We start from the raw sequence: 23,613 nt of genomic DNA on the forward strand, positions 1-23,613 counted from the left end.
CATCCGAGAGGGACACCCATGACCGACGATTTCACCAGTAAAAAGCGCCGCGCCGCCGAATGGTTTCGCAGCTTGCGGGACGAGATCGTCGAAGCCTTCGAGGGGCTGGAGGACAGCCACGCTCTGGGCCCCCTGAGCGGCGCCGCGCCCGGCCGGTTTGAGGTCAGCGAAACGAAGCGCAGCGCCGAGGATGGCAGCGACGCGGGCGGCGGGCTGATGAGCGTGATGCGCGGGGGCCGCGTCTTCGAGAAGGTGGGCGTGAACGTCTCGGAGGTTTACGGCCAATTGGGCGAGGGCGCACAAAAGGCGATGGCCGCGCGCGGTGTGCCGGGAATGGAGAGAGATCCCAGCTTCTGGGCCAGCGGGATCAGCCTTGTCGCCCATATGCAGAACCCGCATTGCCCGGCGGTTCACATGAATACCCGGATGTTCTGGACCCCGCACGCCTGGTGGTTCGGCGGCGGCTCCGATCTGAACCCCTGCATCGAATATCCCGAGGATACCGACCATTTCCACAACCAACAGCGCGCGCATCTGGACCCGCATGGATCGGACCTCTATCCGCGGCTCAAGGCGTGGGCGGATGAATATTTCTACATCCCGCACCGGGGCCGCGCGCGCGGCGTCGGCGGCATCTTTATGGATGATCAGAACTCGGGCGATTGGGAGGCGGATTTCGCGCTGACGCAGGATATCGGGCGCGCCTTTCTGCCCGCCTTCCTCCCCCTAATCGAAAAGCGCCGCGTGCAGGACTGGAGCGATGCCGACAAGGACGCGCAGCTGGTGCATCGCGGCCTCTATGCCGAGTACAATCTGGTTTATGACCGAGGGACGAAATTCGGCCTTGCCACGGGCCATGACGCCAATGCGGTGCTGATGTCGCTGCCACCCATGGCCAAGTGGGTCTAGTCGGCGACCAGATCCACCCACACGATGCGGTGACGGCTGGCCAGCGCTGCCCGCTCAGCCTCGGGGCCGGATAGCGGCCAGAGAATGCCGGACCCAGCGACCTGCCAATCGCGTGACGGCAGCACATAACTGACCCGCAGATCCGGCGGGGTCAGGCGCGGCCAGTGCACCGTCGCCTCGGGCGGCGTGCCGTCGGGCCGCAGGGGCCGCACATCCTGAAGACGTGGATCAGCCAGCAAACCTGCGATCCCCTCCTTTATCCCCTCGCTTCGGTCGGGATCTTGATTGGCATGGCCCATCAGGACAAAGCGCCGATCCGGCGCAGGGCCAAACCTGCCGTCCAGATAGTGCCGCCAGAAGCGAAGCTGATCATGGTTGCGCCGCCCATTGCGATCCTCGGGGCCGTCAAAGACCGGGGGGCTGGCGTGAAAGGCAAGGACAGTCACCGGGCCGCCCGGATGCAGGATCGGCACCGCCCAATGCGCCACATCCGCCAGACGCAGCACATCCAGCGCGCCGTCGCTGAAATAGGGCGCGCCGCCGGTTTGCGGCAGCATCGCTTGGGGCATGTCGCGCCACAGAAGCCCGCTCAGGTCCTCTACAGCCGGCCGGTCGATGGGCCAGCGCGACAGAATCGCCATACCGCCCTGCCCCGAAAATTCGCCATGTCCCTGGGCATCCTCGGGCTCACCCAGCCGCCCGTCCCTGTCTAGGTCGAGACCCGTCGGAATCCCAGTATTGGGCCGGAGCGCGAAAACCTCGGAATAGGTCAGCCCAGCCCGTCCGATCAGATCGCGCAGCGCCGTCAGCGCCAGCAGGTCCATGTCATAATCGACATTCTGCAACAGGATGACATCGGCACCGGCCTTGGCGATCATCTCGGCAACGGCCTCCGCCTGATCGTCGCCGCGCAGGATGTCCCGCAAGAGCAGGCCCGGACCGTCCCGGGACAGATCCGTATTATAGCTCGCCACGCGCAGACTGCCGCCCCAGGCCGGGGCCGTCAGCGCCAGCCAGACAATGCAGAGGGCAATCAGACCACCTGCAACGAATCCTCGGCTTGCGCATAAGCGCGACGCCGCTTGGCCGAAATCAGCTCGGCCACGCGGAGCATCGCGATGCCGCGCATCACCAGACTGGCAGGAAGAAAGGCCCATCCAACGATCATCCAGATCAAGGTATGCGGATGCAAAACAGAGCTTGCGGTAAAAAAGCCCTGCATTACCGCCACGATCACTGGGAGCAAGAATGGCAGAACGATGCCTAACGAAAGGTTAATGCCGGCTTCACGCTGAAGCTTTTGCACGACATCTCCGCCGCGCGTGGGATCGAAGAGCGGCAAATTCATCCAGACGTTGAAGGCTCCACGCCGCACCGGCCAGCCAGAGACGCGAACGATCAGCACAAAAAGACCCAGGATCAGCAGCGAGGCGCCATAGCTCAGCCCGGCGGCGATGCGAGCGAAATCCATCACTGCGACAGGTGCATCGGTAGGCACCAAGAGCATTATCTGCCGGACGGGCGAGTAGGGAAAATCGACGGACGTGCCGACGATCCGACCAAATTCCGTGAAAAGCAGAACCAGCGAACCGGCATCGCCCCCAGCCCGCGCGATAGCGGACAGCATGACGATGACGATGGCCAGGGCAATGAACTTGATACGGTTATAGGGTGCCGCGAACCGGAATTCGAGGATGCTGGGCGAATGCGCCGAATACTCGGCAAAGACAAGCAGCCCCGCGACAAGCGCGATGAGCAGTATAATCTGACTCGCCTCTTGTGCGCCCTGATCCACCATCAGCGACGGCAGGGCGATGAGTACAGCCACCAATAAGGCGCGCAGAGCCGCGCCTGCGACATGTGAAACCACTGCCCGATCCCTTCAACTTGGCCTGACGCGATTCGATGCCGCGACGTTATCCCAACTTGATCCGCTTTTTATGGCGGTATGCCTCAATTACGCCTTGATCTTGCCTTGTTTCCGAGTGGCGCTCAAGAAATTGCGCCGTCTTTTCGCACGCTTGGCGCGATGCGTTAATGTAGTGATGCGCGATTGCATCAATCTACAGGGTCAGCACTGGCAGGGAATGAGCATGCCACAACATGTAGGTGGCATGAAAAATCTGGCCACAAGGGCCGGAAAGACGGCCCGCGCAGATCGCGGGCCGTTCATAATTTATCGCGTCAAACCCAAGGGCGCGCCGCGCTTGCCTTGGCCTCGAAACTGTCGATCGAGGCGGCCTTTTCCATGGTCAGGCCGATATCGTCGAGACCCTCGAGAAGGCAATGCTTCTTGAACGCATCGATCTCGAAGGCAATGGCGTCACCTTCAGATGTCGTAACCGTCTGCGCCTCGAGATCCACCTCGATCCGGGCATTGGCGCCCTTCTGCGCCTCGGCCATCAGGACGTCGACCTGTTCTTGCGGCAGGGCGATGGGCAGGATGCCGTTCTTGAAGCAGTTGTTGTAAAAGATGTCGGCGAAACTCGGCGCGATGACGCAGCGGATGCCGAAATCCTTGATCGCCCAGGGCGCATGCTCGCGGGACGAGCCGCAGCCGAAGTTGTCACCTGCGACAAGGATCTCTGCCTCGCGATACGCCGGCTTGTTCAGCACGAAATCGGGGATCTCGTTGCCATCATCGTCATAGCGCATCTCGTCAAAGAGGTTCACGCCCAGGCCCGAGCGCTTGATCGTCTTGAGAAACTGCTTGGGAATGATCATGTCAGTGTCGATGTTGATCATCGGCATGGGTGCGGCGATGCCGCTGATCTTGGTGAACTTTTCCATCGGTTTGTCCTTGTTCAGGGGCCGCCGTGCCGGAACCCGGTCGTGGCGGCGGACGTTCACATGCGGAACGCCAAGAGAGGGAACATCATGTCATATAGCGAAGGCACGAGTGTCGAATGGGATTGGGGCAATGGCACCGGCACCGGCGAAGTCACCAAGGTCTACACGCAAAAGATCACGCTCAAGATCAAGGGCTCCGAGGTGACGCGCGACGCGAGCCAGGATGAGCCTGCCTACCGCATCCAGCAGGATGACGGGGACGAGGTTCTGAAATCGCACAGCGAGCTGCGCAAATCCTGACGGCGCGCCGCGAGCCATCACATCATCTCGCGCACATCGGTCAGCCGGCCCGTGATCGCCGCCGCCGCCGCCATCGCGGGCGACATCAGATGCGTGCGACCGCCGCGTCCCTGACGGCCCTCGAAATTCCGGTTCGACGTGGCAGCGCAGCGCTCGCCCGGTGAGAGCTGATCGGGGTTCATCGCGAGGCACATCGAGCAGCCCGCAAGGCGCCACTCGAAACCGGCCTCCTTGAAGATATCCGCCAGCCCCTCTTCCTCGGCCTGCGCCCGCACGAGGCCCGAGCCGGGCACGATCATGGCGCGCAGACCGTCCTTGATCTTCTTGCCCTTCAGGATGGCCGCGGCAGCGCGCAGATCCTCGATCCGGCCATTGGTGCAGGAGCCGATAAAGACGGTGTCGATCTCGACCTCGCTGAGCGGCGTGCCCGCCTTGAGGCCCATGTATTCCAGCGCCCGCTTGGCCGCATCGACCTTGCCTCCGGCGAAATCGGTCGGGCTGGGCACCTTGGCGGTGATCGGCAGCACGTCCTCGGGGCTGGTGCCCCAGGTCACGACCGGCGCGATGTCCTCGCCCTTGAGCGTCACGACCTTGTCCCAATGCGCGTCGTCATCGGAATAAAGCGTCTTCCACCAAGCCAGCGCGGCCTCCCACTCGGCGCCCTTGGGCGCATGGGGGCGGCCCATGCAATACTGATACGTCTTTTCGTCCGGCGCGATCAGACCGGCGCGCGCGCCGCCCTCGATGGCCATGTTGCAGACGGTCATGCGGCCTTCCATCGACAGATCACGGATCGCCTCGCCGCAATACTCGATCACATAGCCGGTGCCGCCTGCCGTGCCCGTCTCGCCGATCACGCTGAGGGTGATGTCCTTGGCCGTAACGCCCGGACTCAGCTTGCCGGTGATCTCGACCTTCATGTTCTTGGCCCGGCGCTGGATCAGCGTCTGCGTGGCCAGAACATGCTCGACCTCGGACGTTCCGATGCCATGTGCCAGCGCGCCGAAGGCGCCATGCGTCGCAGTGTGGCTGTCGCCGCAGACGACGGTCATGCCGGGCAGCGTCCAGCCCTGCTCGGGGCCGACGATATGCACGATGCCTTGGCGCACATCAGAGACGGGATAGTAATGAATACCAAAATCGGCGGCGTTCTTGTCCAGCGCCTCGACCTGGATCTTGCTCTCGGGATTTTCGATCCCCTTGGCTCGATCGAGTGTCGTCGGCACATTGTGATCCGGCACGGCGATCGTCTTGTCCGGCGCACGCACGGTGCGGTTCGTCATGCGCAGACCTTCGAAGGCTTGCGGGCTTGTCACCTCGTGAACGAGGTGGCGGTCGATATAGATCAGCGATGTGCCATCCTCGGCCTCGTGCACGAGGTGCGCATCCCAGATCTTGTCATAGAGCGTCTTGGGGGACATGGGTCCTCTCCCGTAATATATCAGATTGTATCAGGTCGTGAGCAGGCAACAGCCCGTCATAGGTGCGCGAGCACGGACAAGGACGCGCCAAAGAACCGCCAGGGCAGGCGCGAGCGATCGTCCATGTCGATAATCTTTTTCATGGCCTCGGGAATACTACCTGCGCCCTCATCCCGCAAGTGCGCCGATGGCGCGAAGGTGATGCCGGGCACCAAAAGAGATTTTGGGTCTTCGGCGAGGATATTTTGAGCAAGAAGAATAAGAGGAGCGGCGCCCAGGTTTTTGTTGGGAAAAATACCCAAATCCGCAGACTCAGTCAGGCGCCAGCATATAGCCTTCGCCGCGCACCGTCTGCAGGTAGCGGGGCTGTTTCGGATCTGCTTCAATCTTGCGCCGCAGCCGGGTGATCTGGACATCGATGGCGCGCTCTTGCGCTTGTCCTCGATCGCGGCCCAGATCCTCGACCAGCTTGGCACGGGTCACGGGCTGTCGCAGGCTTTGGGAAAAGATGCGCATGAGTTGGGATTCCGTCGCCGTCAGGCGGATCAGATCTCCACTTTTGGTCAGTTCCGCGCGCTCAATGTCATAGCGAACGGGGCCCAGTGTCAGGATCTTTGGCTGGGTGCCGTCGGCCTCCGGTTCGGGCATGCGGCGCAAGATGGCATTGATGCGCAGGAGCAGTTCCTTGGGCTCGAACGGCTTGGCGAGGTAGTCATCGGCGCCGGCCTCGAGCCCGCTGATCCGGTCATTCGTCTCGCCGCGCGCGGTCAGGAGAAGGATGGGCGTTGACAGCGTCTCGCGCAGGGCGCGGGTCAGTGCCACGCCGTCTTCGCCCGGCATCATCACGTCCATCACGATCAGGTCGAACTCCAGCCCGCTGAGAACCCGGCGGGCATGGGCCGCGTCGCGTGCGACCGAGACGAGGAAGCCGTGCCGTGCGAGGAACTTGCGCAGAAGGCCGCGAATACGCTCGTCATCGTCGACGATCAGCAGATGGGGGGCAGGATCGCTCATGATTGCGCCTCTCTGAGGGTTTGGTAGCGGCGGCGCATGTCAGGGTCCATCATCGCCTCCAGCACCTGCCTGAATCCTGCCACTGCGCCCGGCCCCGCCGCGCGGTAGGCGGCGCGCATCCGGGCACGTTGCGCATCGCTCAGCTGGCGCTCCAGCGCGGCGCCCTCGGGGGTAAGGTGCAGGTTGCGCTCGCGCTTGTCCACCTTGCCGACGCGGCTCGCGACCAGCCCGTCATCGACCAACGTGCGCAGGACGCGGTTCAGCGACTGCTTGGTCACGCCAAGGATGTTCAGGAGGTTCGTCACTGTCGTGCCCGGTTTGCGCGCGATGAAGTGGATGGCGCGGTGGTGCGCGCGGCCATAGGCCATGGTGCCGAGGATCCTGTCGGGATCGGCCGTGAAGCCCTGGTAGGCAAAGAACATTGCCTCGATGCCCTGTTGCAACTGCTCGTCCGTGAGAAAGAGCAGCGCCTCGCCGCCTTGCGCCTCTGCCAATGGTCCACCCTCCCTTTGGGTCCGCGATTAACTTACGTCAGCTTTGTTGACTTTCCAAGTTTCAACTGGTAGCGAATCGCAGTTTCTGCGCAATTTTACGTCCGCTCCGGTCATATATCGCGCAACAAATGGAAAAGTAACACCTTGGAGGGCATGTGATGACTGGCTATGACGACCGCGACGGCACGATCTGGATGGATGGCAAAATGGTCGAGTGGCGCGATGCCAAAGTCCATATCCTGACCCATGCGCTGCACTATGCCAGCTCGGTCTTCGAGGGGGAGCGCGCGTATAACGGCAAGATCTTCAAGAGCCGCCAGCATTCTGAGCGGCTGCATTTCTCGGCCGGCGAGCTGGATTTCGAGATCCCCTATTCCGTGGACGAGATCGAAGCGGCCAAGGCGCAGGTTCTGAAGGAAGCTGGGCTGACGGATGCCTATGTGCGCGCTATCGCATGGCGCGGCGCGGGCCCGGACATGGGCGTCGCCAGCGCGCGCAACCCCGTGCATCTGGCCATCGCGGCCTGGGAATGGGGTGCCTATTACGGCGACGCCAAAATGAAGGGTGCGAAGCTGGACATCTCAAAATGGAAGCGCCCCAGCCCCGAGACGATCCCGGTCCACGCCAAGGCCGCGGGCCTTTACATGATCTGCACCATGTCCAAGCACACGGCAGAGGCCAAGGGATGCTCGGACGCGCTCTTCATGGATTATCGCGGCTATGTGGCCGAGGCGACGGGCGCGAATATCTTCTTCGTCAAGGATGGCGAAGTGCACACGCCGCTGGCCGACTGCTTTCTCAACGGGCTGACGCGCCAGACGGTGATCGGCCTGCTCAAGGAAAAGGGCATCGCGGTGCATGAGCGCCATATCATGCCGGACGAAATGGAGGGCTTCGAGCAGTGCTGGCTGACTGGGACTGCCGCCGAGGTGACGCCGGTGGGGCAGATCGGCGACTACCATTTCGAAGTGGGCGCCCTGACGCGGGATATCGCGGAGACCTATGAGAAATTCGTGCGGAGCTAAGTTTCGCCACCGCGAATGATAAAGGGCGCCTCGGTGAGGCGCCCTTTTCCAGTTATCCGGGCGACATGCCGCGCAATCGTTCGGACCGTCGCCTGAGCAGCTCGACCGTCGTCAGAAGCGCGATGGAGATACAGACGAGGATCGTCGCCACCGCAAGGATGGTGGGCGAAATCTGCTCGCGCAGGCCGGTGAACATTTGCCACGGCAGGGTTTTCTGCGAGGCAGAGCCGACGAAAAGCACGACCACCACCTCGTCGAATGACGTAATGAAGGCAAAAAGGCCGCCCGAGATGACGCCCGGCAGGATCAGCGGCATCTGCACGCGGAAGAAGGTTGTCACCGGGTTCGCGCCCATATTGGCAGCGGCTCGGGTCAGCGAGCGGTCAAAGCCGACCAGCGTTGCCGTCACCGTGATGATGACAAAGGGGATGCCCAGCACAGCATGGGCGAGGATCACCTTGATGTAGCCAACGAGGTTCTTGTCGAGACCGATCGAGTTCTCCATGAAATTGCCGATCTTCGAATAGAAGAAGAACATGCCGGTCGCCGAGATGATGAGCGGCACGATCATCGGCGAGATCAGGATGGCCATGATCGCCCGGCGGAAGGGCACGTGGGATTGGCTGAGGCCGATGGCCGCCAGCGTGCCGAGGCTGACCGAGATGATCGTGGCGATGGGCGCGATGATCAGCGAATTCTTGAAGCTGCGCTGCCACTCGTTGTTGGTAAAGAAATCTCGGTAATGCTTGAGCGAATATCCCTCGGGATCGAAGCTGAGCATTTCGGGCGTGAAGGTGAAGAAGTTCTCGGCGTTGAACGACAGCGGGATGACCACCAGGATCGGCGTGATCAGAAAGATGAAGATCAGCGCACAAATCACCCGGAAAGCGTAGTACCAGACGCGTTGGCCGAACGTGGCGTAGATAGGAAGGCTCATATCGCGTTACCCCAGTTTCACGTTATCGATGCCGACGATCTTGTCATAGCACCAGTATAGCAGCAGTACGACGGCCAGCAGGATGGTGCCCAGCGCGGCCGCGAGGCCCCAGTTGAGGCTGGACGAAATATGGTAGGCGATCCGGTTGGAGATGAAGACACCCTTGGTGCCGCCGACGATCTCGGGTGTGATGTAATAGCCGATCGACAGGATGAAAACGAGGATCGAGCCCGCGCCGATGCCCGGAATGGATTGCGGGAAATAGACCCGCCAGAAGGCGGTCCAGTTGGTCGCACCCAGTGATTTTGCGGCGCGCAGGTAGCTGGGATTGATCGTCTGCATGACCGAATACATCGGCAGGATCATGAACGGCAGCAGGATATGCGTCATCGCGATGATCGTGCCGAACTGGTTGTTGATCATGATCAGCCGGTTCTCATCCGCGACAAGGCCGGCCCAGACCAGCACGTCGTTGATGACGCCCTGTTGCTGAAGCATCACTTTCCAGGCGGAGGTACGCACCAGAAGCGACGTCCAGAAGGGCAGAAGCACAAGGATCATCAGCACGTTCGCCTGCCGCATCGGCAGGTTGGCCAGCAACCAGGCCACTGGATAGCCCAGAAGGATGCAAGCGCCCATGATGGTCAGCGACATGAAGAGCGTGCGGATAAAGAGCTGTATCAGGACGCGCGTGTTCTCAGGCTGAACCGCGATGCCCTCGGGCGTTTTCTGCATGTCGATGGCATTGAGGAAATAGCCCGCGGTATAGGGCGCGCTATGCGTCTGGATCACGCGCCATGTTTCCAGGAGCACCCAATCCTCGTCGATATCCTCGAAAATGGCGCGGTAATCGGGCGCGGGCAGGCCAGCATTGGCCAGCGCGCTCAACGCCTCTTTTTGAGGGCCTTTGTAAGCAGAGGCGGCCAGACGCTCTGGAAATTCGGGGGCGGTGACATCGTCCAGCAGGGCAAGGTACACTGTCTCGACCGGCGCGGTGGACGCGACCTCCTTGTTCTCGACCATGCCGGTGATCACGGCGAAGGCGGTATAGGCGCGCGTAGCAGTGGGCAGCAGGTTCGAGACCGCGGCAGACGGGGCAAAATCGATCTCACCCGTAGGCTTTTCGTCGGCCATAAGGCGGATCCGCTTTCTCTGCGAAGCCAGCAGGTCGTCATCAACCGAGGCCCCCTCGGCGGCGTTGAAGAGGCCATAATACGTCTCTCGCTCGCCCCACCGAGGGTCGACGCCCTCCAGCAGGTCAAGCGCATCGTCGCCCGGATCATCCATCTTGCGGCCCGCCTGGCGGAAGAGCGAGGACATCCCGCTCGCCTCGTAATTCAGGCGCGAGCCGAGGCGGGTGTGACGCTTCATCTCATCCGCAAGGAAGAGGTCGTAATACATCGCGCGGAACACAGGCTCACCGGGCAGCGCGTCCCCGGTGCCATCCCATTCGTTCAGCTCTTCGACCGTGTAGGGCAGCGTATTCTCGACGATCTGGTTCTCGACCGAGCGGAACAGCATGTCGCCGATGGGAAAGATGAAGGAGATCAGGACAAAGATCAGCAGGGGCGCGATCAGGGCCAGTGCCCGCATCTTCTGCACCCGCAGCGCCCGCGACAGGCTCCGCTTGAGCGGGGTGCCGTCGGCAGCAAGGACCGGGCCGCTCTTTTCACTGTCGGCGATGCGCAGGCCGTCATCCGGGGTCGGGCCACGTTTTGCCGTGGTGGCATCTGTTACGTCGCTCATTTCAGGCCCCTTCGACCAAAACAATCACGCTGTCGGCGGTGCGCCTGCGAATGTCGGCCACCGCCTGGTAGGCGGGGTCTTCATAGGCGTTCCGGGCGGCGGCGTAGCTGGGAAATTCGATGACCACATGGCGCTGATACGTCTCGCCCTCTGGCACTTCGGACTGGCCGCCACGAACCAGGAAACGTCCGCCGTGCCGCTCGAGGATTGGCGTGTCCCGCTCGACGTATTCGCGATACGCCTGCGGATCGTTCACCGTGATATGTCCGATCAGATAGCCCTTGGGCATTCTTGTGTGGTCCCTGTCTGGTGCGTGCGGCCCGTTCAATGCGGGCCGCACTTTATGAGGTGGTGAGAGGCTGGCAAACCAGCCTCGCCCCTTGGCTTATTGTGCCAGCCACGCCTGGAATTTGGCGTCGATGTCGTCGCGGTAGTCGGCCCAGAACTCGTAGTTGTAGAGGAAAGTGTTCTTGGCGTTCTCGGGATCGGTCGGCATATGGGGTGCCATCTCAATGCCCAGCTCGGCATGCTTGCCGACCAGCGGGGCCGACGACTTGCGTGCCGGGCCGTAGCTGATATAGGCGGCCTGATCGGCCAGACGCTGCGTGTCGGTCGCGAACTTGAGGTAATCAAGCGCCGCCGCCTGACGCTCTTCGCTGAGGCCGGTGGGGATGATGAAGCCATCGATGTCGAACACCTGGGCGTCCCACAGCATGGCGACCGGCTGGTCCTGCTCTTCGATCAGGCTGAAAAGACGGCCATTGTAGGTCGAGCCCATGACAACCTCGCCATCGGCGAGAAGCTGGGGCGTATCCGCACCGGCCGACCACCAGACCACGCTGTCACGGATCGTGTCCAGCTTGTCCAGCGCCTGCTGCTGACCTTCATCGGTCTCCAGCACGTCATAGACGTCTTCCTTGGCAACGCCGTCGCAAAGGAGGGCCCATTCCATGTTGTTGATCGGGCGCTTTTCCAGCGAACGCTTGCCGGGATAGGCTTCGAGGTCGAAGACGTCGCAGACATCATCCGGGGGCGTATCGCCGACCAGATCGGTGCGGTAGCCGAAGGTGGTCGAATAGACGATCGTCGGGACATAGCAGTCCGACACTAGCAGATCGCCAAAATCGTCTTCTGCGGTAGAGCCGTCATCGCCGGGGGCCAGCATCTCGTTAAAGTCGATCTCCATCGCCAGGCCTTCGTCGCACAGGCGGATGGCATCCGCCGCGACGACGTCGACCACATCCCAGGTGATGTTGTCGGCTTCGTTCATCGCACGCAGCTTGGCCACGGCCTCGTTCGAGCTGTCATCGTTGATGATCTGGACGCCGGTCTTCTCGGTATAGGGCTCGTGATAGGCCTTGACCTGCGAGTTGGTGTAAGCGCCGCCCCAGCTGACGATCGTCAGCTCTTTGACTTCGGCGGTTGCCATGCCTGCGACGGCTGTCAGCGCGGTCGAGGCCAGAAGTGTTTTCGTCAGTTTCATTGTTGTTTCTCCCTAGTGAGGCCCGCTTTGCTTTCGCTGAGGGGGTGGCGCGGGCCTGACCACCGATCCCCCTGATCATCGGGCCGCTATGGCCGCGATATTCGTGAAATCATGCATCCAGCGCGCGGCAATCTTGCGGCAGCCAGCCGATCTCCAGCTGTTCGCCCGGCTGCAGGCGCTTCTGATCCGGGGCGTTGCGGGTCTTGACGATGAAATCGTCGCTGCCCGCAACCCGCAGGCGCGTGCGGAAAATGTCGCCCATATAGACGAATTCCAACACTTCTGCTTTCAGCGTGTGGACACCCTTTTGCAGGCGCTTTTTGTCGAATTCCACCCGCTCGGGGCGGATCGAGACCTGCGTGCGCTCACCAACCTTGGTCACGTTGACCGGGTGGCAATCGATCAGCTCGCCATCATCCAACTCGACCAGCGCGGTGTCGCCCTTGATCTCCTTGACGACGCCCTGCAGCGTGTTGTTCTCACCGATGAACTGCGCGACAAAGCTGTTCTCGGGCTGCTCATACAGCACATCGGGCGCGGCAATCTGCTGAATGCGGCCATCATCGAACACGGCAACGCGGTCCGACATCGTCAGCGCCTCGGTCTGGTCATGGGTGACGTAGACCGTGGTGATCCCGAGGTTGTGCGCCAGATCGGTGATCTCGAACTGCATCTTTTCGCGCAACTGCTTGTCCAAAGCGCCGAGGGGCTCGTCCATCAGGACCAGCTCGGGCTCGAACACCAGTGCGCGGGCCAGCGCGACGCGCTGCTGCTGACCGCCCGAAAGCTGGGCGGGACGGCGGCCGCCGAATTTGCCCATCTCGACCATGTCGAGGGCGCGCTTCACCTTCTTCTCGCGCTCATCCTTGCCGATCTTGCGCACTTCTAGCGGGAAGGACAGGTTCTCGGCAATCGTCATATGCGGAAAAAGGGCGTAGTTCTGAAACACCATGCCGATACCGCGCTTATGCGGCGGGATGTTGTTGATCGAGGTACCGGCAAGGCGAATATCGCCGTGGGTCGCCGTTTCGAACCCAGCCAGCATCATCAGGCAGGTCGTCTTTCCCGAGCCCGAGGGCCCCAGCATCGTCAGAAATTCGCCTTTGGGTATCGACAGGTTCAGGTCCTTGACGACCAGCGTTTCCCCATCATAGCTCTTTTGCACGCGTTCAAATTCAACGAACGCGTCGCTGGTCTGCGACTCGGCCAAGTGAGTCTCCCCATTGTTTATCGTTATTCGCGATCACTGCCGCGTTGAAGGCAGACTAAACCGCCAATCGTCCACCATTGCAACCGTGATGCGTCACTTTTTCCGCGATTTGCGGCACGCGTCCTGTCATGGTCAGAAATTGGGCAACCCGCAACGCGCTGCTCAGAAAAAAGGGGCGCCGCCATCCGGTGCGCCCCTTAGCCCATTCTGATCCAGCTATGCGCAGCGTCAGCCCAGCACTTCCTTCACGGACTGCGCCGTCTTGCTGACCACCTCATCCGCCTCGGCGCGGCTGAGGCAGAAAGGCGGTGCAAAGCCCAGGATATCGCCCTGTGGCATGGCGCGTCCAATGACACCGCGCGAGGCCAGTGCGCCCGTGACAGTCGCGCCCACCTTCTCACTGGCGTCAAAGAATGTGCGCGTGCCGCGATCCTTGACGAACTCGACCGCGCACATCATGCCTTCGCCGCGAATATCGCCCACATGGGGATGCTCGCCCAGCGCGTCCTTCATCGCGGCATTCAGATAGGCGCCCGTCTCGCGGTTGTTCTCGATGAGGCCAAGCTCATCCAGCAGCTTGAGGTTGGCCACGCCAGCCGCCGCCCCGATGGGGTGGGCCGAATAGGTCCAGCCATGACCGATTGGGCCGTTCTCGTCCGTCCCCTGCTCCAGCACTTTCCACATGCGGTCCGACACGATGCTGCCCGAAAGGGGCGCATAGGCACTGGTCAGGCCCTTGGCGATGGTCATCAGATCGGGCTTCATGCCGTAGTGGTCCGACCCCATCATGCTCCCCGTGCGGCCAAAGCCGGTGACGACCTCGTCGGCGATCAGCAGGATATCGTGCTTGTCCAGAACGGTCTGGATCGCCTCCCAGTAGCCTGCGGGCGGCGGCACAAGTCCACCGGTGCCCAGAACAGGCTCACCGATGAAGCCGGCGATGGTGTCGGCGCCATGCTGGGCGATCAGCTCTTCCAGCTTGTCGACGCAATGCTGCACGAACTGCGCCTCGGTCTGGTTCTGATCCTCGCGGCGGAAGTAATAGGGCGCTTCGGTATGGATCACCTGCTCCAGCGGCAGATCGAACTTCTTGTGAAACAGCTCCAGCCCCGTCAGCGAGCCTGTCATAAGCCCCGAGCCGTGATAGCCGCGCCAGCGCGAGATGATCTTCTTCTTCTGCGGGCGACCGAGGATATTGTTGTAATACCACAGCAGCTTGATGTTGGTCTCGTTCGCGTCACTGCCCGAGAGGCCAAAATAGACCTTGGACATGTGATCCGGCGACCGGTCCAGCACCATCTTGGCCAAAGTGATGCTGGCCTCGGTGCCGTGGCCGACATAGGCATGGTAATAGGCCAGTTCATGCGCCTGTTTCGCAATCGCCTCGGCAATCTCGGTGCGGCCATAGCCGACGTTCACACAATAAAGGCCAGCAAAGGCATCAAGGTGCTTGTTCCCCTCGCGGTCCTCGATATGGCAGCCCTTAGCGCCGGTGATGATGCGGCTCTGCATCTCGCCGCGCGCGAATTGCGCCAGATGCGTCGAGGGGTGAAAGAAATTCTCGCGGTCCCATTCGGCCAGCTGATCGTTTCTGAGCATTCGGGGTCTCCTGATGAAATGAACGCGCGGACTCGCATCCGCGTCTTGCGGCGCAAAATGCCTGAAAGGATGCAGGTTGTGTAACCGAAATCCTCGGCTCCCACAGAAGATTCTTCTGCTGTTAACTCAGCAACGCTCCAAATGGCGGCACCGGACTATCCTTGACCGTCTTGGTGACGACATAGGTGAAATACCGCGCCAGCCCGATCCCGGCCTCCAGCATATCGTCCAGAAGCGCCTGATATCCTTCGATATCGCGGGCCACGATATGCAGCAGATAATCATACCCGCCGCCCAGCGCCCAGCAGCCCGTCACTTGTTCATATCCCGCCATCGCCGCCTCGAAGCGGCGGAAATCGGCGGCGGTGTGGCCTGTCAGTTCGGCCGTGACAAAGACCGAGACATGCGGGCCCAGCTTCTTGAGGGCGATGCGCGCATGGATTCCCTCGATCACGCCGGCCTCCTGCAGTTTGCGCACCCGCTCCCAACACGGACTGGCCGAGAGGCCGACAGCGGCGGCCAGATCGGCGTTGGTCATGCGGCCATTGCCCGCCAATGCGCGCAGGATGTCCAGATCGCGGGCGTCGAGGCGGATCATGAGGGGGCTCGCAGAGGAAAGGTCATGGGTCAGCTTTGGGCGCAGCAGACGGCGCCGTCAACGCACCCCTTGCGCAATCGCGCAAAAGCGCATGAGATGCGCGGCGCAAGCGATCACATGAAAGGCCCGGCACATGATCGAAAAGGACATCCCCTTCAGCACCGCGGAATATCAGCGGCGACTGACCAAGACACGCCATGCGATGGAGGCGGCGAATATCGACGTGATGTTCTGCACCGATCCATCCAACCAGAACTGGCTGACCGCCTATGACGGCTGGTCCTTCTACGTGCATCAGGGCGTTCTGGTCTTTCCCGATGCCGATCCCGCGTGGTGGGGCCGCAGCATGGATGCCAATGGCGGCGTGCGCACCGTCTGGATGGAGGACGCCCGCGTCTGGGGCTACGACGACAAGTACATCCAGTCGACCGAACGGCATCCGATGGAGGATCTGGCGCACCGCCTCAAGGATCTGGGCCTCGGCAGCGCCCGCATCGGCGTCGAGATGGACAACTACTATTTCTCTGCCAAGGCCTATGAGGTGCTGAAGGCCGAGCTGCCCGACGTCACCTTCGTCGACGCGACCGCGCTGGTGAACTGGCAGCGGGCGGTGAAGTCGGAGGAAGAGATCGCCGTCATGCGCAAGGCGGCGGGCATCACCGACAAGATCATTAATGGGCTGCGCGAGCGGGTCGAGCCGGGCATCCCCAAGAACGAGATCGTGGCCGAGATCCTGCGCGACGCCGTGCGCGGCATTCCCGGCGCATGGGGCGATTACCCGGCGATCATGCCGCTGTTGCCTTCGGGCAGCGAGGCGGGCGCGCCGCATCTGACATGGAATGGCCGCCCCTTCACCTCGGGCGAGGCGACCTTCTTTGAGGTCTCGGGCGTTTACCGCCGCTATCACGCGCCCTGCTGCCGCACGATGGTTCTGGGCAAGCCCACGGATGAGATGCGCCATGCCGAGGGCGCGCTGGTCGAAGGCCTGGGCGCTGGCATTGAGGCGGCGCGCGCAGGTGCTCGCGCCTGCGACATCGCCAATGCGCTCAACGGCGCGCTGGAAAAGGCCGGGATCGAGCGCGGCGCGCGCTGCGGTTATCCCATCGGTCTCAGCTATCCGCCCGACTGGGGCGAGCGCACGGTCAGCCTGCGGGCCAGCGATCAGACGGTGCTGGAGCCAGGGATGACCTTCCATTTCATGCCGGGTCTCTGGATGGACACATGGGGGATGGAAATCACCGAGACGATCCTCATCACCGAGGATGGCTCCGCAGAGCCGCTCTGCAATCAGCCGCGTGAGCTGTTCGTCAAGGATTAGGCTCTAACCCAGATAAATCTGACCCTTGGGATAGCGCACGCGCGGCACGCTGCGCGTCGCCAGAAAGAACCCGAGGGTCAGAGGGCCGACGCGCCCGAGGAACATGATCAGCATGATGGCGACACGGCCCATCGTGTCCAGCTCGCCCGTCGCGCCGCGGGACATGCCGACCGTACCGAAGGCCGATGTCACCTCGAACGCCATATCCAGAAAATCGCCGTCATGCGAAATCGACGTGACGAAAATGCCGGTCAGCACAAGGATCAGGCTGACCGTGGTCAGCGCCAGCACCTTCAGCACCTCCTGCGGCCCAAGGCTGCGCCCGAAAACATGCAGCTCTGTCTGGCGGCGAAAGAACGCGATCGTGGCGATGACCAGCACGATCAGCGTCGTCACCTTGATCCCTCCCGCCGTCGAGGTGCTGCCGCCGCCGATCAGCATCAGGGCCATTGTCATCAAGGTGGTGCTGTCATGCATCGCCGCCGTATCGACCGAGTTGAACCCCGCGGTGCGCGTCGTCACCGCCTGAAACCAGCTGGCCCAGACGCGCGAGGCGGTATCCGGCAGGCCGCCCAGCGTGCCGGGATTGGTCCATTCCAGCGCCGCGAACATCGGCCAGGAAAACCCGATCAGCGCCAGCGTGCCGACAATCATCAGCTTGCTGTGCAGCGTCAGACGGCGCCACTTGCGCACCTCGTAAAGATCGGCCAGCACGATGAAGCCCAGCCCTCCCAGAATGAAGAGCGCGGGGATGACGATGTTGATCACCGGATTACCGACCCAGCCCATCAGGCTGTCGGGATAGAGCGCGAACCCCGCATTGTTGAAGGCTGAAACCGAATGGAACAGGGCGTGGCCGATCCCCTTGGCCCAGCCGAATTCAGGCACGAACACAAGGCCGAGCAGCGCCGCGCCAATCAACTCGCACAGCAGCGAGACGATGATGATCACGCGGGCGATATCGGTCAGGTTATGGAGCGCCTTCTGATTGACCTCCTCGCGCAGGATCACGCGGTACGGCAGGCCAATGGGAATACCCAGAAGGCTGAGCAGCATGACCGCGAACACCATCAGGCCAAGACCGCCCAGCTGGATCAGAAGCGCAATCACCACATGCCCGAAGGGGGTAAAGGCGCTGCCCGTATCGACCACGATCAGACCCGTGACCGTCACCGCCGAGGTCGAGGTGAAAAGCGCATCCCATGCGGAGACGGCGCCGTAGTTGGCAATGGGCAGCCACAGGATGACCGCCCCCAGAACGATGAAGACCAGATAGATCAGCGCCAGCGTCGCCGGCGGCGCCAGCCGCCAGCCGGACCCCGATATGGCGCGCATGGGGTGGCGTGGCATCAGAGGCTGGCCGCGAACGCGCGCAGGTTCGACCGCTGCCCCAAAAGCAGTAGAAGATCGTCTTTCTGCAACGTGCAGTCATCGCCATCACAGCCCAGCCATTCCGTGCCGCGCATCGCGCCGACGCATCGCAGGCTGTATTCACTGGCATATGGGATGTCGGTCAGCCGCTTGCCCTCAAGCGATTCGGGAATGCGGAAATTCACCACGTTGAACCCGTTGCCGAGGCTGACATAGTCCCGCACCATCGGGTTGTGCAGCACTTGCGCGATATGCTGGCCCACCTCCACCTCGGGATGGATGATGCGATCGACTTTCATCTTGCTGAGGATGCGGTGATGCGTCTTGCTCATCGCCTTTGCCCAGACCGTCTCGACGCCGATGGTCTTTAGGTTGATGGCGGCAAGGATGCTGGATTCCAGATCATCCCCGATGGCGACCACAGCGACATCGCAATCGCCCACGCCCGCCTCGCGCAGGGCGGATTCGTCGCGGGCATCCACGATCAGCGCCTGACTCAGAACCTCGGCCTGTCCATTCACCGCGCGTTCGTCATGATCCAGGCCGATCACATAATTGCCAAACCGCATCAATTCGCTCGCGACCGTGGCGCCGAAATTGCCAAGGCCGACCACTGCGAAGGCTGCCTGCCGGTCCGTCTTCTTGCGTCTGTTCATGCCGTTCCCGCCCCTGAGCAACAGAATAAAACGTAGCTGGCAATGCCTGCGCTCCGCAACCGTGCCGTGCCCTCGACCAAAAACGGGCGCGGCCCATCGGCCACGCCCACTTTATTTCAGTCTCTGAACAGGCTCATGCGGCCTTCATCTTGCCTTCGGCCTTCAGCTGCTTGTGCGCGAGGTCCAGCGCGATCCACGCCCGCTCGACCAGCGTGTCGATCTCGGCGTCAGTGATGACCAAGGGAGGCGAGATGATCATGCGGTCGCCCACATGCCGCATCACCAGACCGTTCTGGAAGCAATGCTCGCGCGTGATCAGGCCCGCATCGCCCTCGTTCCCGGCGAATTTGGCGCGGCGCTCGGCATCGGGGGTCAGCACGATGGAGCCCATCATGCCGATGCTGGACGCCTCGCCCACCAGCGGATGATCGGCCAGAGTGCCCCATTTCTTGGCCAGATAGTCGGCGGAATGGTCGGCCACGCGGTCGACGATGCCTTCCTCTTCGAGAATGCGCAGGTTTTCCAGCGCGACGGCGCAGGTCATCGGATGGCCCGAATAAGTGTAGCCATGCGCGAATTCGCAGTTGTTGATGACCTCGGCCACCTCGTCGCAGACGATCGAGCCGCCGATGGGCGCATAGCCGCTGCTGAGGCCCTTGGCGACGGTCATGATATGCGGGCGGATGCCCAGCGTCTCGCTGCCGAACCACGCGCCGGTGCGACCAAAGCCACAAATTACCTCGTCGGCAATCAGCAGGATCTCGTGCTCGTCGCAGATGCGCTGGATTTCGGGCCAGTAGGTGCTGGGCGGGATGATGACACCGCCGGCGCCCTGGATCGGCTCGGCGATGAAGGCCGCGACGCGGTCCTCGCCCAGTTCCTCGATCTTTTTCTCCAGCTGGCGCGCGCGCTCCAGCCCGAACTCCTCGGGGGACATGTCGCCGCCCTCGGCCCACCAATGCGGCTGGTCGATATGGCAGATGTCGGGGATCGGCAGACCGCCTTGCTCGTGCATGAAGGACATGCCGCCCAGACTGCCGCTGCCCATGCTTGATCCGTGATAGGCGTTCTTGCGGCTGATGATGACCTTCTTCTCGGGCTTGCCCTTTTGCGCCCAGTAGGTGCGCACCATGCGGATATTCGTGTCATTCGCCTCGGAACCCGAGCCAGCGTAGAACACGTGATTCAGATCGCCCGGCGCCAGCTGGGCCAGCTTGTTTGCCAGCGCAATGGCCGGGACATGCGATGTCTGGAAGAACGTGTTGTAGTAAGGCAGCTCGCGCATCTGGCGGGCGGCGGCGTCGGCCATCTCGTCCCGGCCATAGCCGATGTTCACGCACCAAAGGCCCGCCATCGCGTCCAGATAATCATTGCCATCCGTATCGGTCAGCGTCACGCCATTGGCCCGTGCGATAATGCGTGCGCCCTTTTCCTTCAGCTCGCCCGCATGGGTGAAAGGATGCATGTGATGAGCGGCGTCCAGCGCCTGAAGTTCCGACGTGGGCGGGTGGTTGGCGATCATGTTCATGTGCTGGCCTTTCACAGTTTGAAAAGGGGTGGAGACGGGCGCTTGGCGCTATGACGTCCAAAATATGATCAAATTATCCTTTGTCAATCGAATCACTTAACACCTGCGCCTTCCCGCCGGGCGGCCTCGTCCAGCGATGCGCGCAGCTGATCCATGCCCTGACGCACATCCGCCTCGATCGCGCGCGCGGCCGCCTGCGCGTCATTCGCGGTCATCGCGGTCAGCAGATCCTTGTGATTGTCGGGCAGGTTCTGTGTGCCCAACCGCCCGCACAGCACCCGCATGGCCGGCCCGAAACGCAGCCACAGCCCCTCGGCCAGATCGGCCAGGATGGGCGAGTCGGCCAGATTGTAGAGATAGAGATGGAACTGGTGATTGAGATGCAGATAGGCCCGCAGATCCCCCTGACGGATCGCGCCATCCAGCGCTCCGTCGATATTGGCCATCGCGGCTATGTCGGACGCATCCGCACGCGCCACCGCACGGCGCGTCAGATAAGGGTCCAGCCACTCGCGCGCGACGATGATCTCGCTGATATCATTCGCGCTCAGTTGCGGCACGCTGACCCGGCGATTGCCCTGAAATTCCAGCGCGCCTTGTGAAATCAGGCGGCGAATTGCCTCGCGCACGGGGGTCATCCCGGCATTGAGCCGCGTCGTCAGACCCTGAATCGTAACCGCCTGACCCGGCGTCAGGTCACCGTAAAGAACCATCTCGCGCAGGCGCAGATAGACCTGCGCATGAGCCGGCAAGCCCGCGTCATCGCTGCTGAATTTCTGGGCAAAGTGGTGCATCGCGCGCCAAGCTCCGATCGATTGCAATGTCCGAGGTTGCGAGTTTAGCGGCCCCGTGGAAACATTACCATATTGCCATAAGCGGAAAAACTTGATCAAATTCGCGGCAGCGGTGGCATGATCACCGAACCAACGGGAGAAGAACATGAAGAAGACCATTCTGACCACGACAGCCGCAATTGCGCTGACGGCCACGACCGCGATGGCCCAGGAGGTGCGCGTCTACAACTGGTCCGACTATATTGACGAGGCTTTGCTGGACAAGTTCGAGCAGGAGACCGGCCTCGACCTGATCTATGACGTCTTCGACAGCAACGAGGTTCTGGAAACCAAGATGCTGGCAGGCGGATCGGGCTATGACGTCGTCGTGCCGTCGGGCACCTTCCTGCAGCGCCAGATCAGCGCCGGCGCATTCCAGAAGCTGGACCCGTCCAAGCTGCCCAATCTGGACAACATGTGGGACGTGATCGACGAGCGGACCGAGCAATATGACCCGAACAACGAATATTCGATCAACTACATGTGGGGCACGACCGGCCTTGGCGTGAATGTCGGCGAAGTGACCGAAATCCTGGGCGAAGATGCCCCGATCGGATCGCTGGACCTGATCTTCAAGCCCGAGAACATGGAAAAGCTGGCCGAGTGCGGCGTGCACTTCCTGGACGCCCCGACCGAGCTGATTCCCGCGGCCCTGCAATATATCGGCGAAGATCCCGACAGCCACGATCCCGAAGTCATCGCCAAGGTCGAGCCTCTGCTGCTGGCCGTGCGGCCCTATATCCAGAAATTCCACAGCTCGGAATATATCAACGCGCTGGCCAACGGCGACATCTGCGTCGCCTTCGGCTGGTCCGGCGATATCCTGCAGGCCCGTGACCGCGCGGCCGAAGCGGATAACGGCGTGGAAATCGCCTATAACGCGCCCAGCGAAGGCGCGCTGATGTGGTTCGACCAGATGGCCATTCCGGTGGATGCGCCCAATCCCGATGGCGCGCACACGTTCCTGAATTTCATCATGGACGCCGAGAACATGGCCGCCGCATCGAACTACGTCTATTACGCCAACGGCAACAAGGCGAGCCAGGAGTATCTGGTCGAAGACGTAGTCGGCGATCCGGCCATCTACCCGGATGAGGCGACGCTGGAAAATCTCTACACGACGACGCCCTACCCGGCAAAGGTGCAGCGTGACGTCACGCGCCTCTGGACCCGGATCAAGTCGGGCACCTGATCGCCTAGAGCAGCCCGCGCAGCACCTGTTGCGCGGGCTTTTTCAACACCCCGACCGGGAGCCACGATGAGCCAGACCGTTTTCGAGCCGTGGAACGATCCACAGGCCAAACCGCTGATTCAGTTCAAGAACGTCACCAAGCGTTTCGGTGAATTCACCGCCATCGACAATCAGACATTCGACATCTACGAGCGCGAATTCTTTGCGCTGCTGGGTCCCTCGGGCTGTGGCAAGACCACGCTGATGCGGATGCTCGCCGGGTTCGAGAAGGTGACCGAGGGCAAGATCCTGCTGGACGGTGTCGATCTGGCCCCGATCCCGCCGAACAAACGCGCGGTGAACATGATGTTCCAATCCTACGCGCTGTTCCCCCACCTGTCCGTCTGGGACAATATCGCCTTCGGCCTCAAGCGCGACAAGAAGCCCAAGGACGAGATCGCCGAGCGCGTCGCCCAGATGCTGAAGCTGACCCGGCTGGAAAAATTTGCCAAGCGCAAGCCGCACCAGATTTCAGGCGGCCAGCGTCAGCGCGTCGCCCTCGCCCGCAGCCTCGCCAAGGCGCCGAAACTGCTTCTGCTGGACGAGCCTTTGGGCGCGCTGGATGCCAAGCTGCGGCAGGACACCCAGTTCGAGCTGGTGGATATTCAGGAAAAGACCGGCACGACATTTGTCATCGTGACCCACGACCAGGAAGAGGCGATGACCGTCGCCAGCCGCGTCGCCGTCATGGACGACGGCAAGATCATGCAGGCCGACACGCCCGCCAAAATCTACGAGGCGCCCAACTCGGTCTATGTGGCCGATTTCATCGGGGACGTGACCATCATCGAGGGCCGCGCCACGAAGAATGGCAATGGCTATGACATTGCCTTCGCCGAGGGCCATCCGACGCTGCACGCCGAATCGGACAAGCAGTTTCAGAACGGGCAGACCTGCCATCTGGCCATCCGCCCCGAAAAGGTAGCCATCACCGCCGAAAAGCCTGACACGCGCAATGCCCTCAAGGGCGAGATCATGGATATTGCCTATCTGGGCAACCTGTCGACCTATCATGTCAGGCTGGAGAACGGCCAGATCGTCAAGGCGCAGACGGCCAACACCCGCCGCCTGTCGCGCCGCAGCTTCACCTGGGAGGATACCGTGTGGCTCAGCTGGACCGACACTGCCGGTGTCCTGTTGGAGGGCTGAG

The 23,613-nt window shown here is 62.0% G+C and carries 23 protein-coding genes and 1 pseudogene; 6 read left to right on the forward strand and 18 right to left on the reverse strand.

The genetic code is table 11. The annotated features are described in order from the left end of the window. Positions 1-18 precede the first annotated feature (18 nt). The gene (gene hemF, locus ACEWPL_RS07630; protein WP_393933097.1) at positions 19-909 is read left to right on the forward strand and encodes an oxygen-dependent coproporphyrinogen oxidase; all 891 of its coding nucleotides are present in this window, start codon (positions 19-21) and stop codon (positions 907-909) included. Here hemF and ACEWPL_RS07635 read toward each other — a convergent pair. From ACEWPL_RS07635 to leuD, 3 genes are all read right to left on the reverse strand, one after another. Continuing rightward, entirely contained in the window at positions 906-1,883 is a 978-nt protein-coding gene (locus ACEWPL_RS07635; protein ID WP_393933099.1) for an endonuclease/exonuclease/phosphatase family protein, read from the reverse strand. The genes hemF and ACEWPL_RS07635 overlap by 4 nt on opposite strands. Before the next feature lie 59 nt (positions 1,884-1,942). After that, positions 1,943-2,779, reverse strand: coding sequence for a hypothetical protein (locus ACEWPL_RS07640; RefSeq protein WP_393933101.1), 837 nt, complete (start codon positions 2,777-2,779; stop codon positions 1,943-1,945). A gap of 314 nt (positions 2,780-3,093) precedes the next feature. Continuing rightward, positions 3,094-3,699, reverse strand: coding sequence for a 3-isopropylmalate dehydratase small subunit (leuD, locus tag ACEWPL_RS07645; protein WP_393933103.1), 606 nt, complete (start codon positions 3,697-3,699; stop codon positions 3,094-3,096). A gap of 87 nt (positions 3,700-3,786) precedes the next feature. On the opposite strand from leuD, the gene ACEWPL_RS07650 reads away from it, so the two are divergent. Continuing rightward, positions 3,787-3,999 (forward strand): hypervirulence associated TUDOR domain-containing protein, encoded by a 213-nt coding sequence (locus ACEWPL_RS07650; protein ID WP_393933105.1) that lies wholly within the window; start codon positions 3,787-3,789, stop codon positions 3,997-3,999. 17 nt (positions 4,000-4,016) lie between these two features. On the opposite strand, the gene leuC is transcribed toward ACEWPL_RS07650, so the two are convergent. The 4 genes from leuC to ACEWPL_RS07670 are packed head-to-tail and all read right to left on the reverse strand — an operon-like array spanning position 4,017 to position 6,928. Continuing rightward, positions 4,017-5,420 (reverse strand): 3-isopropylmalate dehydratase large subunit, encoded by a 1,404-nt coding sequence (leuC, locus tag ACEWPL_RS07655; RefSeq protein WP_393933107.1) that lies wholly within the window; start codon positions 5,418-5,420, stop codon positions 4,017-4,019. Between the two features lie 56 nt (positions 5,421-5,476). Then, positions 5,477-5,722 (reverse strand): hypothetical protein, encoded by a 246-nt coding sequence (locus tag ACEWPL_RS07660; protein WP_393933109.1) that lies wholly within the window; start codon positions 5,720-5,722, stop codon positions 5,477-5,479. Positions 5,723-5,732: 10 nt separating this feature from the next. Then, positions 5,733-6,434, reverse strand: coding sequence for a response regulator (locus tag ACEWPL_RS07665; protein ID WP_393933111.1), 702 nt, complete (start codon positions 6,432-6,434; stop codon positions 5,733-5,735). Continuing rightward, complete coding sequence (locus tag ACEWPL_RS07670; RefSeq protein WP_393933113.1) at positions 6,431-6,928, reverse strand: MarR family winged helix-turn-helix transcriptional regulator; 498 nt, start codon at positions 6,926-6,928, stop codon at positions 6,431-6,433. The genes ACEWPL_RS07665 and ACEWPL_RS07670 overlap by 4 nt, the downstream gene beginning before the upstream one ends. 158 nt (positions 6,929-7,086) lie before the next feature. Between ACEWPL_RS07670 and ACEWPL_RS07675 the strand changes: the two genes are divergently transcribed. Then, a complete protein-coding gene (locus ACEWPL_RS07675; protein WP_393933115.1) occupies positions 7,087-7,953 on the forward strand; it encodes a branched-chain amino acid aminotransferase in 867 nt (288 codons plus the stop codon). A gap of 52 nt (positions 7,954-8,005) precedes the next feature. Here the strand turns inward: ACEWPL_RS07675 and ACEWPL_RS07680 are convergent. The 7 genes and pseudogenes from ACEWPL_RS07680 to ACEWPL_RS07710 all read right to left on the reverse strand — a co-directional run. After that, positions 8,006-8,884, reverse strand: a pseudogene (locus tag ACEWPL_RS07680) (ABC transporter permease); the annotation flags it as partial. Positions 8,885-8,896: 12 nt separating this feature from the next. After that, positions 8,897-10,636 carry an ABC transporter permease gene (locus ACEWPL_RS07685; RefSeq protein WP_393933117.1) on the reverse strand — a complete coding sequence of 580 codons (1,740 nt, stop codon included), beginning with the start codon at positions 10,634-10,636 and terminating at the stop codon, positions 8,897-8,899. Position 10,637: 1 nt separating this feature from the next. Beyond that, positions 10,638-10,925, reverse strand: a complete 288-nt coding sequence (locus ACEWPL_RS07690; RefSeq protein ID WP_393933119.1) for a DUF1330 domain-containing protein — start codon at positions 10,923-10,925, stop codon at positions 10,638-10,640. 96 nt (positions 10,926-11,021) lie between these two features. After that, positions 11,022-12,119: an extracellular solute-binding protein gene (locus ACEWPL_RS07695; protein ID WP_393933121.1), complete on the reverse strand. Its 1,098-nt coding sequence runs from the start codon at positions 12,117-12,119 to the stop codon at positions 11,022-11,024. 109 nt (positions 12,120-12,228) lie between these two features. Next, positions 12,229-13,329, reverse strand: a complete 1,101-nt coding sequence (locus ACEWPL_RS07700) for an ABC transporter ATP-binding protein (RefSeq protein ID WP_393933123.1) — start codon at positions 13,327-13,329, stop codon at positions 12,229-12,231. A 228-nt stretch (positions 13,330-13,557) separates the two neighbouring features. Continuing rightward, positions 13,558-14,928, reverse strand: a complete 1,371-nt coding sequence (locus ACEWPL_RS07705) for an aspartate aminotransferase family protein (protein ID WP_393933125.1) — start codon at positions 14,926-14,928, stop codon at positions 13,558-13,560. A gap of 121 nt (positions 14,929-15,049) precedes the next feature. Continuing rightward, positions 15,050-15,523, reverse strand: a complete 474-nt coding sequence (locus tag ACEWPL_RS07710; protein WP_393933361.1) for an Lrp/AsnC family transcriptional regulator — start codon at positions 15,521-15,523, stop codon at positions 15,050-15,052. A gap of 136 nt (positions 15,524-15,659) precedes the next feature. Here ACEWPL_RS07710 and ACEWPL_RS07715 point away from each other — a divergent pair, with 136 nt between their 5' ends. Beyond that, positions 15,660-16,844, forward strand: a complete 1,185-nt coding sequence (locus ACEWPL_RS07715; protein WP_393933127.1) for a M24 family metallopeptidase — start codon at positions 15,660-15,662, stop codon at positions 16,842-16,844. 3 nt (positions 16,845-16,847) lie between these two features. Here the strand turns inward: ACEWPL_RS07715 and ACEWPL_RS07720 are convergent, their stop codons facing one another. The 4 genes from ACEWPL_RS07720 to ACEWPL_RS07735 form a co-directional block, all read right to left on the reverse strand. After that, entirely contained in the window at positions 16,848-18,194 is a 1,347-nt protein-coding gene (locus ACEWPL_RS07720; protein WP_393933129.1) for a TrkH family potassium uptake protein, read from the reverse strand. Beyond that, entirely contained in the window at positions 18,194-18,871 is a 678-nt protein-coding gene (locus ACEWPL_RS07725) for a potassium channel family protein (protein ID WP_393933131.1), read from the reverse strand. Before ACEWPL_RS07725 ends, ACEWPL_RS07720 begins: the two co-directional genes overlap by 1 nt. A 133-nt stretch (positions 18,872-19,004) precedes the next feature. Then, positions 19,005-20,399, reverse strand: a complete 1,395-nt coding sequence (locus tag ACEWPL_RS07730; protein WP_393933133.1) for an aspartate aminotransferase family protein — start codon at positions 20,397-20,399, stop codon at positions 19,005-19,007. A 92-nt stretch (positions 20,400-20,491) separates the two neighbouring features. Then, the gene (locus ACEWPL_RS07735; protein WP_393933135.1) at positions 20,492-21,193 is read right to left on the reverse strand and encodes a GntR family transcriptional regulator; all 702 of its coding nucleotides are present in this window, start codon (positions 21,191-21,193) and stop codon (positions 20,492-20,494) included. A 145-nt stretch (positions 21,194-21,338) separates the two neighbouring features. Between ACEWPL_RS07735 and ACEWPL_RS07740 the strand changes: the two genes are divergently transcribed. Both ACEWPL_RS07740 and ACEWPL_RS07745 read left to right on the forward strand, forming a co-directional pair. Then, entirely contained in the window at positions 21,339-22,424 is a 1,086-nt protein-coding gene (locus ACEWPL_RS07740; protein WP_393933137.1) for a polyamine ABC transporter substrate-binding protein, read from the forward strand. A gap of 66 nt (positions 22,425-22,490) precedes the next feature. Further along, the gene (locus ACEWPL_RS07745) at positions 22,491-23,612 is read left to right on the forward strand and encodes an ABC transporter ATP-binding protein (RefSeq protein WP_393933139.1); all 1,122 of its coding nucleotides are present in this window, start codon (positions 22,491-22,493) and stop codon (positions 23,610-23,612) included. Position 23,613: the final 1 nt, after the last annotated feature.

The sequence above is a fragment of the Roseovarius roseus genome, assembly GCF_043355935.2.
GTDB classification, from domain to species: domain Bacteria; phylum Pseudomonadota; class Alphaproteobacteria; order Rhodobacterales; family Rhodobacteraceae; genus Roseovarius; species Roseovarius roseus.